Here is a 13,051-nt window from a genome sequence, read left to right as displayed (position 1 = left end):
AAACCGGTGCCGCGCAGGACCCCCACGCCGGTTTTATCGAGACGCTCCGCACCCGGCACAGCCGCCGCGTCGTCACTTTCCAGCCGCTTTGCTCCTGCGGTAGATGAACCAGTAGGCAAGGCCGACCAAGACACCTCCGACGATATTGCCGAGCGTGGCAGCCGAGAGGTTGTAGAAGATGCCGCCGAATGTGACGGCGTCGACAGCGCCCACGCCCAGCGCGTTCAAAAGGCAGCCCATCGGCAAGAAGAACATATTCGCCACGCAGTGCTCGAAGCCGGCAGCTACGAATGCCGAGATGGGCAGCAGGATTCCGAGCACTTTATCGGCAACGGTACGCGCGGAAAACCCGATCCACACGGCAAGGCAAACGAGGATATTGCACATAATGCCCTTGAAAAAAAGCGTAACCCAGTCCGGCGATACCTTGCCCGCAGCCACACTCACCATCGCCTCGCCCACGGCCCCGCCGTTCATACCGGCGACGCCCGCCATGAAGACGAGGAACACTGCCGCGAGCGCACCGATCAAGTTGCCGACCCATACCACCGTCCAGTTCTTGAGCGTATCGGCCCAGCATATTTTCCCAGCTGCTTTCGCGCAGATCAAAAGCGTGTTGCCGGTGAACAGCTCGGCGCCACAGCACAACACGAGCACGAGTCCCAGACAGAAGCATATGCCCCCAACCAGGCGCTGCACCGCGAACGGCATGGTCGGGTCGCCCAAGAACACGCAGAAATACATGGCCCCGAATGCAATGAACGCGCCGGCGAGCATTGCGGAAACAAAGCATTTCGCAAAGGGCATGGCCGCTTTCGTCTGGCCGAGCGTCTCGGCTTTCTCCGTCGTCTCGGCCGGCGCCAGAGCATCAGGTTTGAGGGCTTTTATCTCGTCTTGCGTCAGAGCCATGCTATATCCCTTTCCTCGTCGCACACCGCATCTCGTCGCGATGCCCCAGAACGCAGTATCATCGCACATTCAACGGCGCTCGCCTAGAGCGGAAAGCGACCAGCTGCGAGCGATCCGCAACGTAGGGGCTTTTCGCCTCGAAGGGAATCCGCCGAGACATCAGCGGACAAGATCTGCGCAGACGTCGAGGACGCGTGCAGCCAAGGCGTCCCACGACAGATGCGCAAGATCGCAGCGCCCGGGCGGCACCCGAAGAGCGCTCTCGATGGCTTTGGCGAGGCGCCGCTCAAAAGCGGGAAGATCCTCGGCCACGGGCTCGTCGGCGTTGACGATGCGCGGCGGCTCGACGAAGATCACGGGCGCATCGGGCGCTTGGGCCTCGATCCAAGGGCGAATGCCGGGCAGGTCGGTGACGACCGCCGTGCAGCCGCAGGCGAGCGCCTCTACGACGACGAGCGGAAGCCCCTCGAAAAATGACGGCAACACGAACACATCGGCTCGTCGATACTCCTGTGCGAGATCGGACTGGGCGAGTTTGCCGAGGAACTCGATCCGATAGCGACTTTGCTCCGCCTGGGCGAGCATGCGTCGGTACTCGTCCTCATTCGTATGCCCGCCAGCAAGCCGCAGCACAAGGCCGTCAGGTTCAACGGAGAGTTCGGCGAGGGCAGCAATGAGACTCGAAACCCCCTTCTTGCGCCATATCTTGCCCGCGTACACGAGGTTTGCCGCACGGCGGGCCTGAGCGGGCAGCTCTTCAGCACCTGCGCTCACGGCCGAACGAGGTCCTAGATCGTTGTGAACCTCGTCGTCGGTTCGAAACACGGCATGATTGTAGCCGGTACCCACCACGCGAATGCGCTCCTCGTCCACCCCATAGACCTCTACGATGTCGCGCTTCTGGGCTTCATGGAGGGCGAACACTACATCGAGAGCGCGTACCGCATGCGCAATGCGGTCCCGCGCAAGCCCGTGCTGGCGCATCTGGCGCACGTCGGTGGAATGGCAGACCGCGACAACAGGCACATCGGGCAGCAGTGTGCGAACAAGCGAGGTGACGAGGTAGAGATGATGGCATACCACGGCATCGGGTCGCAGTTCGTCGACGGCGGCCCGTACGGCACGCGCAAACGCAGCATCGAAGCTCGCCACCATGGCAGGCGAAAGATCTCGGTAACGCGTTGCTTTATAAGGCATTTCGTCGGACATGCCGCATACAGGAAACGGCAGCTCTCCGGTTTCGAAGCGCACGGGAAAGAAGGCCGCACCGTCCGGGACGACCGGATCGTCATCGGGGCCGATGCCGGCGACGATAGCCTGGACGCAGCCGAGGCGCGCGCACGCCCCCGCAAGCTCGGCGAGGTAAACGCCGCTTCCGGTGCTGTCGGGCTTCTGGGCGGTGATATGAAGGAGTCTCATAGGCACCATGGTAACCGAAGCCGCGAACCAGTTTGCGACAGAATTGACCGCGGGCGCGCAAAATCGGCTATGGTGGATACGGTCGCGCACAGCGCGCTTCCTCGAACACGAACGAAAGCAGGAAGGCTCACACCTATGGCACAATCTTCGCAGCGCGAGCGGTTGCGAGCGCTCCCTCAGATCGAAGAGCTGCTGCACGATCCGCGCATCGAAGAACTGCTCGCACGGCTCGCGCGTCCCGTCGTCGTGGATGCGGTGCGCCAGGCGGTCGATGCGGCGCGACAGGCCATCTTGGCCGATGCCCCCTATGCCGTGGACGCGGACGCCATCGCATCGGAAGCCTGCGTACGTGCGGCGCGGCTTGAGAAGCCCTCGCTCAGGCGCGTGGTGAACGCCTCGGGAGTGATTGTGCATACGAATCTCGGGCGCAGCGTGCTCGCCGAAAGCGCCGTCAAGGCCGTAACGGAGGCGGCGCGCAGCTATTCGACGCTCGAATACGACGTCGACGCAATGGCGCGCGGCAGCCGTCATGCGCATTACGAGCGGCTTATCTGCCATCTTACGGGAGCCGAGGCGGCCCTAGCCGTCAACAACAACGCCGCCGCCGTCATGATGGTGCTCTCCGAGTTCGCCTCCGGCCACGAGGCGATCGTATCCCGCGGCGAACTCGTGGAGATCGGCGGATCCTTCCGCATCCCGGACATCATGGCGCTCAGCCACGCCGCCATGGTGGAAGTCGGCACGACGAACAAAACGCATCCTGCCGACTATGAGCGCGCCCTGACGCCCGAGACGGCCATGCTCCTCAAGGTGCACCCTTCCAACTACCGACTCATCGGTTTCACCGAAAGCGTGGGCGTGCGAGAGCTGCGCGCGCTGGCCGACGAGGAGAATGCACGCCGCGCCCGGAGAGGCGTCGGAAACGGGGACGTGCTCGTGTTCGAGGATCAAGGCTCAGGCGCACTCGTCCGCCTCGATTGCTTCGGCGAGTACGCCGAGCCCACCGTAGCAGAGTCCCTTCGCGCAGGTTGCGACCTCGTCTCGTTCTCGGGCGACAAACTTCTAGGTGGTCCGCAAGCGGGCATCATCGTGGGAGCGAAGCGTCACATCGATCGCCTCAAGCGCAATCCGCTTGCCCGCGCGCTGCGTTTGGACAAGATGGCGCTTGCCGCGCTCGAGGCGACGCTTCGGCTCTATCTGGACGAGGAGCGCGCACGTTCTGAAATACCCACGCTCGCCATGCTTTCGGCGCCCGTCGAGGACCTGCTTCCCCGTGCCGAGGCGCTGTGCGCGGCTATCAAGGGGCGGATACCGAAAGGCTTCGCGTCCCTCTGCGTGGTGCCCGAGATTGCGCGCTCCGGCGGCGGCGCGCTGCCCATGTGCAACATCGACACGTTCGCCGTACGCGTCGAGTTTTCGCGCGGCGACGCGCTCGACTGCGAGCGCGCACTCGTCCGCGAGCGCGACGTGCCGGTGATCGGCCGCATCAAGAAAGAAGCGCTCTTGTTTGACGTTCGCACGCTTGTCGAGGACGCTGAGATCATCGAAATAGCCGATGCGCTGGCGGCATACTTCGCACGGGTCGCCTCCCAGATCAAAGAGCCGCCCGCATCCCGAGCATTCTCCGAGGATACCGCTTCCCCGTCCGCTTCCTCCTGAAGGAGCCTTCCATGACCGACACCGCACCCGCGCTCATCCTGGGCACCGCAGGCCACATCGACCACGGCAAGTCCTCGCTCGTGCTCGCGCTCACCGGCACCGATCCCGACCGTCTAGCCGAAGAGAAGCAACGCGGCATCACCATCGAGCTGGGATTCGCGCGCCTCGAGCTTCCCGATAAAACGATCATGGGCGTCGTGGACGTGCCAGGCCACGAGCGCTTCGTACGCCAGATGATCGCGGGTTCGACAGGCATCGACATGGCGCTCCTCTGCATCGCCGCCGACGACGGGGTCATGCCGCAAACCATCGAGCACGTTGCCGTACTCGAACTGCTCGGCATCACCGCATGCGTCGTCGCGCTCACGAAGGCGGATCTCGTGGACGAGGAGTGGACTGGCTTCGTGGCCGACGAAGTGCGAGCGCGCCTCGCTTCGACCCCCTTCGCCGCAGCTGAAATCGTACCCGTGTCAAGCCGCACGGGTTCGGGCCTTGACGAGCTGCGATCCGCCCTCGCTCGCTCGGCAAAGGGAGCGAAGCGCACGAAGCGCGAAGCGCCCCTGCGCCTGCCGATCGACCGCGCGTTTACCGTGCGCGGAGCGGGCACGGTGGTCACCGGCACGCTCTGGAGCGGGACGGCGTCGGTCGGCAGCGAGGTCGAGATCCTCCCGCACGGCCTGCGCGCTCGCATACGCGGCGTGCAAGTGCATGGACGACCTGTCGAGCGAGCGGAAGCGGGCCGCCGCGTCGCACTCAACCTACATGCAGTCGGCGTAGACGAGGTGCGCCCGGGTGATTTCGCGGCGGCGCCGGACTCGATCTCGGTCACCGACCGTTTCGACGCATCCGTTTCCTTCCTTGGTGCGGCAGGCTGGAGCAAGCCCCTGGAAAGCGGCTCGCGCATGCACGTGGCTCACGGAACCCGCGAGGTGACGGGACGCGTCTTGCTCATGAATGGCCGCGCCTCCCTCGCGCAGGGTGAGACGGCCTACGCCCAGGTGCGTCTCGATGAGCCATTGCCGGCAGCCTGGGGCGATCGCTTCGTGCTGCGATCCTATTCGCCAATGCACGTTGTGGGCGGCGGGATGGTGCTGCGCGCGCATCCGCGCAGAACATCAACCATGCCACCAGCGGACGAGGCGCTGCTCGACGCGCTGCGCAACGGCAGCGAGGCCTCCATCGCGCAAGCTGCCTTCTCGCTCGCCTCTCTCCCCGTCACTCCGATCGAGCTCGCACAGACTTCGGGGCTCGATGAGAAGACCGCCCGACGCGAGCTCAAGTCGCTCGAAGCGGCAGGAGGCGCCGTACGCCTCGAAGGCGAAACAGGAACGGAAGACCGCTGGGCATCCCGTGCAGTGCTCCAAAGACACCGCACGGCCATCGAGAACGCGCTGTTGAGATTTCATGCCGAGCAGCCCTCCCAACCTGGCATCGCGAAGGAGGCGCTCAGACGCCGCTGCATGCCTCGCGCCACACCCGCCTGTTTCGATGCGTTGCTGGCCGATGCCATCTCCCAGGGAGTGGCGGTCGTCTCCGGCGGCGAGGCGAGCCACCCCCGGGCCGGAGCCGGCGCGAAGCGCCTTGAGGAGCAAGCGACCGAGCTGCTCGCATCGACACTGCAGGAGGCGGCCGGCGCGCCCCCGATGCTCGACGAATTGGTTGCCGGAAGCGGCTTGGCGCCTTCGCTCGCCTATCGCGCGCTCAACACCCTGGAGCAGCAGGGACGCATCGTGCGCATAGGCCAGGTTTTCTACTTGGACGTCGCCGCCCTCGAAAGGTTCGAGCAAGCCGTGCGCGCAAGACTCTCGAACGACACCCCGGCTGCAGCGGCCGAGCTCAAGGACGCGATGGGCACAAGCCGCAAATACGCCATCCCCTTGCTGGAGTATTTCGATGCGACGGGCCTCACCCGGCGCATCGACGATAAGCGCGTGCTGAACGCCTGAACAAGGCCTCGCTTTTGACTGCCTGCGAACCGGGCAGATCGGGAGATCGCGGCACGCACCTGGGCGCTTTTCATCGTAGCGCCCCGCATCCGCATGCGCCTTCCCCGCATCCTGCGTCAACAAGGCCGCCGTATGCGCGGCGGCCTTGCGTCATTCGTTCTGGCGGAGATGCATGCGAATCGAACGCACCCGAGACGTTCTGCGCGCCTCACAGCGGCTTTGAAGGCCGCGGGGCCCACCAGGGCCCATCCATCTCCGTGCTGGAAAGGACATCGGATTTCGATGCCGGTTCATGATAGCGCATCCCCAGGCGAAATGCCTCGACTTTCCGCTGCCGCACTCGGAATGCCCGCCTTGCGTCAGCGGGCGTCACCGGCCCCGCGCTGCCTCGGACGGTCACAGAGCAAGCTGTGGCGCCGCATTAGTCATCAGCAGTTTCCCAGCAGCACGTCGTCAAGATGACGGCGCGCAACCGTGGCCAGCGATCGAAGGGCCTCAAGCGGCGTGGGCTGCTTGTCAGCCATGCGATGGCAGGGAAAGAAGCGTGTGAGATGGTACGGAATCGACGGGTCGATCGAGGCCAGCCATGCCGCCGCCTCCTCGATCTCGCGCTCGTCGTCGTTCATGCCGGGAATGACGAGCGTCGTCACCTCCAGATGACAGGTCGGACAGGCGGCCATGAGCCGGATCGTCCGTTCGACCGTCTCCAAATCGCCGCCCACGATGTCGTAGAAGCGTTGCGAGAACCCCTTGAGGTCGACGTTCGCCGCATCGATGAGGGACAGCACCTCCCGAAGCGGTCCCTCGTTCACCATGCCGTTCGTCACAACCACATTCGCCAAGCCAGCATCATGCGCCAGGCGGGCCGTATCGCGCAGATACTCAAAGCCCACGAACGGTTCGTTATAGGTGTAGGCGATGCCGATGCTGCCGCGCGTGCGCACAGCAAGATCGACGAGCGCCTCGGGCGCCACGAAGCGCCATCGGACGTCGTCGAGTCCTGCACAGGCGATGGAAGCGTTCTGGCAGAAGGGGCAGTGCAGGTTGCAGCCGTACGACCCCACCGACGTCACGAACGCGCCGGGCCGAAAGCGCGCGAGCGGCTTCTTCTCGATGGGATCGAGCGCGATGGAGGTAAGACGGCCGTAGTTCTCGCTCGCCACCTCCCCGCTTTGGGCAATACGCGCGCGGCAAAGCCCGCGCTGCCCCTCCGACAGGGAGCAGGCATGCGGGCAGACCGGGCAGACCGTCCGGGACTCGTCTGCGCGTATGCTTTCTCGTCCGCGGTTCCTGCAATCTTCATCCACGGCGGGGGCCGCCTCCCCGCTCGTGGCGCACCACCTCGAAACGTTCGAGCGCAACGTCGGAGTCGGCAGGATCGATGCCCGCCTTGCGCTTGGCAATGGCAACTTGCTCGGCCGCCGTGTCTACGCCGTCGAGATTCGGCAGCAGCAGGCCGCGCCGCGTATCCTTCGTCACGATCACGCCGTAGCGCGACGGATCGAGCTCGTCGACGGAGGCGATGGGCATAGGTGTGAACAGCACATCCACCGAATAGGAGAGCGCATCCAGCTCGTCGGCGCGCACCGGGAGAAAACGCGGGTCTTCGACGGCCGCGGCAACGGCATTGCGGACGATCTCGTCGGCCACGTTCCCGGTTGTCGGCTCGATGGTGCCTATACAACCTCGTAGATCGCCGTCCTCGTGCAGCGATACAAACACGCCTGCGCGGCTTTCGACGAGTTCTGGAGGCAGGCCATCGGGCCGTGCGATGGGGCGACCCGTGCGCACGTAGCCCTCGACACTCGCGCGCGCCAGCGCGACATACGGGTCGACGGCGCCTTGCGCCGCTCTATCGTCCGACGCGCGGGCGTCGGCCTCTTCGTCGATCCCCGCCGCTACGGCCCCGTCGCCCTGCACGCCCTCGACCTCGAACGCCGCCACGGCGTACCCCACACCGAAGGGCCCCTCGTAGCTCAGCAGCTCGTGCGTGACGGGAAGCCCTTCCAGCGCTCCAACCATCACCTGGAACGAGCGCAACCCGCACTCCGCGGCCTCCTCGAGGAAAGCTTCGTCAAACTTGAAAAGGCCTTCGAAATCGCCCGCATCGAGGAGAGCCGTCACATCGTTGTCGAATACGGGACCCTCGGGCGCGTAGCCGTACGGCCCGTCTGGTTTGAGTCGATGGGACAGATCGCCGCTGGCCACGAGCACACAGCGCCGATGCAGATCGACTGCGGCCTCCGCGATGCAGCGACCGAGCGCGCGGTGCGCTTCAGAAGCAAGACCCGAAAGCCCTACGCGCACGAGTCGATAACCGTTGTAGACCTCGTTCACGAAGAAGAGCGGAACGAACGTCGCGTGGTCGAGCTCGCCGTCGGCCATGCCGCTGCCGCAGATGGGCGCGCCGTGCTTGCGGGCGCAGGCGGCCACCGATGCGGCGAAAGCCGCGTCGTAGGGCACGGTCATGGACGTTTCCCACGCGCCGAACCGCCCCATGTCCCCACGGCCGGCGTCGCCGGTGGATACATGGAAGCAATCCCTGAAAAGCGGCGCATGGGGCGAGACGACGACGATGGTGTCGGGGGCGTGCGCGGCAATACGACGCGCCACCTCCTTGTAGGCGGCGACGGTTTCCGAAACGGCACGCTCCTGACCGCGGCCAACCGATGGAACGATGAGGGGCGGATGAGGGACGACGTAAGCGGCTACGATGCTCATTGGAGGCTCCTTCCGCGGATGGACTCCCGCCGTTTTCGAAACGACAGGCTGATTTTATTGTACGCTCTTGCGCGCACGGCCGCGAGCCAGCATCCGCTCGACCGGAAAACCGATACGCAAGCGTTGCCCCGTCTCCGCGCCTAGCGCGTAGCCGACCGTCGAGCGCCTGCGAATAGGACGGCAGCAGAGGCTTAGCGATCGACGCGAGCCGCTTCGTGGACATGCATCGACATCGACTGAAACCTGCTCTGCATGTAGGCATCGTCGAAATGCTCTGCATAGAACCGCTCAACCGGCGTGTCGATGGGCGCACCGGCCTCGCGCTCGTACCAGCAGTCGACGGACTGCACGGTCATGATACCGTCGACCAGCAGCAGTGCGGCACACACCGCCGTTACCCCGTAACGCCACCGCCAAGGTATGAGCCTGACAAGCCGCAGGACGAGCGGCAGGAAAAGCTTGACCCACAACACCCCCAGCACGCCCCACATAGCCATGAACATGCCGTTGGTTCGCCCGTCGATGGACAGGAACGTGCCCGAGTAGTCCCAAGCCACAAGCCCAAAAGCAAACTGCATGATCCAGCTGACCACGAACTCGAACGCACCTCCGATGACGGCGCTCACCAGGAAAATCAACACGACGCTCCTGCCATGGAAACGATTGAGCGCCACCGTCATGAGCACTGCGCCGAACCCATAGATGGGCGAGAACGGTCCGAACAAAAGACCTGCCCGGTCCTGGTAGTGGCCGGGTTGGACGACGAGGAAGTGGTAGGCGGTCTCTACCGCGAGACCAGCTATGCTGCATATGAAGAACACCCAGAAAAGGTTGAAGAAGTTGAGCTTGACAAATCCATGCCCGCCGTCCTGCCCTTCCTCGCCGTTCCGCGCACTGCCTCCATGAGGAGGCTCAAACCCTCCCGTCGTCCCGCGTTCGCGCTCGCGCCAACGGGCACGCTCATGGGCGAGCAGCGGATCAAAGTAGCTCGCCACCGTCGCAGCGACGACGAATTGGACGAGGAACCCCGCATGACGCGGCGTCAGTCCGTACAACATGAGCGTGACGACGGCCTGCAGCACGGAAAGAACCACCAAAATCCATGCGAGGCGTTCCGCATGCAGGCATCTTCCCGCGAACAACCGCGCCGCCAGAAGCGCGAACAACGCGCCTGAAGCGAGGGAGGAGGCGACGAGCGCGATGAAGATGGTGGCCGACGCCGGGCCGGCGGCGCCTGCGAAAGCCGCTTGCACGAACGTGCACGATGTGAATGCGAGCACGCCGAAGGATGCCGCGCACGCTATCAGGCCGAAAACGGCAAGCAACCGCTGCGAAAGCGGCGTGCCGCCCTTCCCGTACCCCGACGGATCGCATCGGCACCCGACGTCCTCCGTGCGCACGACGCCAGGGGGCCCTCCACGGCCAGGCCGACCCATCCCGCCTAATCCCCCACCTTCACATCGTGTTTGAATACGTAGCGAAGCACGACGTAGTAGACGATGCCCGCCGACATCCATGCCAGACCGAGGATCTTCGCCTGGATGTCCAGGCCGAGCCACGTATAGCCGATGACGAGCAGGCCGGCCAGAGGCACGAGCAGATGCGCCCCCCACCGCCCATCGCGCTTTTTGATGAAGAAGTACCAGATAACGGTCACGTGTAGCAGCAAGAACGCGGTGAGCGCGCCGAAGTTCACGAACAGCGAGATAGTGTCGGTGCCCAGCTGCCCGAACGTCAGGACGACCACGAGCGTAAACACTCCGACGAACAGCGTGGCCACGTAAGGCGTGCGGTACTTCGGATGGATCTTCGCAAGCGGCCGCGGCAAATTCCCATCTCGGCCCATCGCGAACAGGATGCGTGATACGGCTGTCTGCGCGGCAAGCGCCGTGAAAATACCCCACGAAAGCGCGGTCGCAATCGCGCATACCACGTAGAGCCATCGTCCGCCCACCACTTGCGCGACCAGGTAGAAGGCATTATTCGGGTCGCTCGCGAACACTGCGCCGTCAGGGCTCACGCATCCCGCCAGATACGTCTGCAGAGCGAACAAGGTGCCGATAATGGCGAGTGAGGCCATCATGGCGCGACCGGGTCCGCGCCGGCCGTCCTTGGCCTCCTCAGACAAGGTTGCGATGCCATCGAAGCCCAGAAACGAGAGCACCGCAAGCGACGCCGCGCTGGCCACGACGGCCGGATCGAATGTCTCGGGATTGTACAGCGGGGCCAGCGTGAAGCCGTGCGATGCGGGATCAGTGGCGAGCCAACGCACGGCGAGCACGACGAAAACAGCGAGCACGAGGGTCTCGAGCACGAGCGCGACCTTGTCCACGACATTGGCAAGCTGCACGCCCCGCACATTGACGAAGGTGTTGAACACGACAAAGGCCACTGCGAACGCCCACGCTGGCACTTCGGGTACGATGCCCGAGAGCGCCGTTGACGCCACAACGTATAGGAGCACCGGCGAGAGGATGTAATCGAGCAGCAGCGTCCAGCCTGACACGAAGCCGATACCCTTGCCCATTCCGCGCGTCGTATAGGCGTACACCGAGCCAGATGCAGGAAACTCCTTGATGAGCATGGAGTACGAGAGCGCTGTGAATACCATAGCTCCCGTGCCTACGAGATACGCAAGGGCGGGCATGCCGCCGGAGTCGTGGAACACGCCGCCGTAGATGCCGAAAGGCGCGATCGGCACCATGAAGATGAGTCCATACACGATGAGATCAGGGACTGTGAGCACGCGCTTGAACTGCTGCGATGAGTTTCTCGGTATGTCCGAGCCGTCATTTGGCGCCATCTCGAAAGCGGCAGCATGCTTTGATGGCGGATGCTTGGTCCGCGCCCCCTCAACGGCTCTGCGCGGCTCCGGCGCGGCGCTGCCCTTCGTTTCCATGCGCGCGCCTTTCGGCTCCTTCACCTCGTTTCCCATGCAGCGGCTCCTTCCAGGTTCGGTCGTCGCGCGCCACGGCGCGCACCGTCCGACCTACTCTAGACGCAGCGCATGAGAACAAAAGCAGGCGGATGGGAACGTAACCCGCGCGTGGGAGGGCCGTTAGACCGGTGGGAAGAACTGGCTCGAAATGCCGACGGCGAAAAAGCCTACGATCATAATGAAGATGCATACGACAAGCTCGCGCTTGAGCGTGCAGGCGCGTAATGGCGGCAGGAGCCTGCGCAGGGGCCGACGGTCGGCGAGCAGGTAGAGGATGGGACTTACCAGCATAAACAAAAGCGCGTAATAGGAAAATGCACGCAGAGGAAGCGGTGCCGCCGCCCCGCTCGCGCCAGGCTCCGGAGCGAACACCATCTCCGTGGTAACGACGAAAAACAGTATGAATACGAGGAGTAGAACGATATCCCAGATAATTCCGACCCTGTTCGGGATACGGGCCAGCAATCCCGTGCGAGGAGAGGAGGCGAACGCGGCGACGCTCGGGCGCGCGGCGTATGCCGGCATCGGCGCACCGACGGCGGCCGCTGGAACGCGGGACTCCGGCGAGGGAGCAACGGGTTCCTGCGACTCAGACACCTCGCACGGTGCAGGCGCACTGCGCGCGACGGCCTCGAGAAAGGCGCGCTTTACCTCGGCGGCTCCGGCGTAACGATCCGCGGGGTCAAACGCCGCGGCGCGAGCGATCACCTGGCGCATCGGCTCTGGAACATGCTCCGAAGCGTACCCCTCCCTGCGTGCCTTCGCGTCAGGCGTTTTTTCGGTCAGGCAGAAGTACAGCAGCATGCCAAGTGCGTACACGTCGCTGCGCACATCGGTCTGTCCGAAGCCGAACTGCTCCGGCGGCGCGTAGGCGCGTGTGCCGAAATGACGCGTGTCCTCGTCGGACTCCTCTTTGAACGCACGCGCTATGCCGAGGTCGATGATGGTCATGCTGTCGCGCGATAACATGATGTTCGATGGCTTTAAGTCGCGATGGATGAGCGGTACGTCGAAGCCCTCGTGGAGTTCGCCAACAGCGTCGCAAAGCCGCGGAAAGACATCGCGGGCCAAGCTTATCGATGGATCATTGCGATAGACGATGTCGGCGAGCGTCTCCCCCGCCACGTACTCCATGATGACGACCAGGCGGTCTCCCACATCGTAGCAATCGATGATGAGCGGAAGGTGCTCGAAGCGCCGACCGGCGCGCTGCGCGTCCCGGATGCGCTCGTAAGCGCCGCCAAGGCCAGCGTCGCGGTCGATGCTCTTGCGGACGAACGGCCCGAGCTCGGCGCCGTTCTCACCGCGAAAGTACACGCGCTCGGTTGTCTCGTATGGGCTTTCTTTCAATACGGCGTCGACGCGATAGCAATCATCGCGTTGAAGGGCATTGAGATGTTCTGCAAGTTCATCCAGCATCATAGGTTCATGGTAGCAGAAACGCGAGCGAACGCGCGTC

9 protein-coding genes and 1 tRNA gene are annotated in these 13,051 nt (G+C 64.2%); 2 read left to right on the top strand and 8 right to left on the bottom strand.

Annotated features, from left to right (window positions below; translation table 11 throughout):
• Positions 1-72 precede the first annotated feature (72 nt).
• Together ABGT83_RS06140 and ABGT83_RS06135 are read right to left on the bottom strand one after the other, a co-directional pair.
• Positions 73-909, bottom strand: coding sequence for a formate/nitrite transporter family protein (locus ABGT83_RS06140; RefSeq protein ID WP_187143245.1), 837 nt, complete (start codon positions 907-909; stop codon positions 73-75).
• Positions 910-1,068: 159 nt separating this feature from the next.
• Positions 1,069-2,328 (bottom strand): glycosyltransferase, encoded by a 1,260-nt coding sequence (locus tag ABGT83_RS06135; protein ID WP_346686486.1) that lies wholly within the window; start codon positions 2,326-2,328, stop codon positions 1,069-1,071.
• 135 nt (positions 2,329-2,463) lie between these two features.
• Here ABGT83_RS06135 and selA point away from each other — a divergent pair, with 135 nt between their 5' ends.
• Both selA and selB read left to right on the top strand, forming a co-directional pair.
• Positions 2,464-3,987 (top strand): L-seryl-tRNA(Sec) selenium transferase, encoded by a 1,524-nt coding sequence (selA, locus tag ABGT83_RS06130; RefSeq protein WP_103264429.1) that lies wholly within the window; start codon positions 2,464-2,466, stop codon positions 3,985-3,987.
• Positions 3,988-3,998: 11 nt separating this feature from the next.
• Positions 3,999-5,933 (top strand): selenocysteine-specific translation elongation factor, encoded by a 1,935-nt coding sequence (gene selB / locus ABGT83_RS06125; RefSeq protein ID WP_103264428.1) that lies wholly within the window; start codon positions 3,999-4,001, stop codon positions 5,931-5,933.
• A gap of 160 nt (positions 5,934-6,093) precedes the next feature.
• Here selB and ABGT83_RS06120 read toward each other — a convergent pair.
• The 6 genes from ABGT83_RS06120 to ABGT83_RS06095 all read right to left on the bottom strand — a co-directional run bounded on the left by ABGT83_RS06120 (position 6,094) and on the right by ABGT83_RS06095 (position 13,014).
• A tRNA-Sec gene (locus ABGT83_RS06120) sits at positions 6,094-6,190 on the bottom strand.
• Between the two features lie 171 nt (positions 6,191-6,361).
• Positions 6,362-7,240: an AmmeMemoRadiSam system radical SAM enzyme gene (gene amrS, locus ABGT83_RS06115; protein WP_239926288.1), complete on the bottom strand. Its 879-nt coding sequence runs from the start codon at positions 7,238-7,240 to the stop codon at positions 6,362-6,364.
• Complete coding sequence (amrA, locus tag ABGT83_RS06110) at positions 7,233-8,654, bottom strand: AmmeMemoRadiSam system protein A (RefSeq protein ID WP_346686483.1); 1,422 nt, start codon at positions 8,652-8,654, stop codon at positions 7,233-7,235. Before amrA ends, amrS begins: the two co-directional genes overlap by 8 nt.
• Before the next feature lie 191 nt (positions 8,655-8,845).
• Positions 8,846-10,054 carry a putative ABC transporter permease gene (locus ABGT83_RS06105; RefSeq protein ID WP_346686482.1) on the bottom strand — a complete coding sequence of 403 codons (1,209 nt, stop codon included), beginning with the start codon at positions 10,052-10,054 and terminating at the stop codon, positions 8,846-8,848.
• 41 nt (positions 10,055-10,095) lie between these two features.
• Complete coding sequence (locus ABGT83_RS06100) at positions 10,096-11,589, bottom strand: APC family permease (RefSeq protein WP_346686480.1); 1,494 nt, start codon at positions 11,587-11,589, stop codon at positions 10,096-10,098.
• A 123-nt stretch (positions 11,590-11,712) separates the two neighbouring features.
• On the bottom strand, positions 11,713-13,014 hold the full coding sequence (locus ABGT83_RS06095) for a serine/threonine protein kinase (RefSeq protein ID WP_346686479.1): 1,302 nt from the start codon (positions 13,012-13,014) through the stop codon (positions 11,713-11,715).
• Positions 13,015-13,051 lie beyond the last annotated feature (37 nt).

The organism is Enteroscipio rubneri (assembly GCF_963929405.1).
GTDB classification, from domain to species: domain Bacteria; phylum Actinomycetota; class Coriobacteriia; order Coriobacteriales; family Eggerthellaceae; genus Enteroscipio; species Enteroscipio rubneri.
The sequence above is the reverse complement of the archived record's forward strand: the minus strand, read 5'-3'. Positions and strand labels throughout refer to the sequence as shown.

Coding starts and splice junctions, on each gene's coding strand:
- ABGT83_RS06140 (WP_187143245.1), bottom strand. CDS start 909: ATGGCTCTGACGCAAGACGAGATAAAAGCCCTCAAACCTGATGCTCTG.
- ABGT83_RS06135 (WP_346686486.1), bottom strand. CDS start 2,328: ATGAGACTCCTTCATATCACCGCCCAGAAGCCCGACAGCACCGGAAGC.
- selA (WP_103264429.1), top strand. CDS start 2,464: ATGGCACAATCTTCGCAGCGCGAGCGGTTGCGAGCGCTCCCTCAGATC.
- selB (WP_103264428.1), top strand. CDS start 3,999: ATGACCGACACCGCACCCGCGCTCATCCTGGGCACCGCAGGCCACATC.
- amrA (WP_346686483.1), bottom strand. CDS start 8,654: ATGAGCATCGTAGCCGCTTACGTCGTCCCTCATCCGCCCCTCATCGTT.
- ABGT83_RS06100 (WP_346686480.1), bottom strand. CDS start 11,589: ATGGGAAACGAGGTGAAGGAGCCGAAAGGCGCGCGCATGGAAACGAAG.
- ABGT83_RS06095 (WP_346686479.1), bottom strand. CDS start 13,014: ATGATGCTGGATGAACTTGCAGAACATCTCAATGCCCTTCAACGCGAT.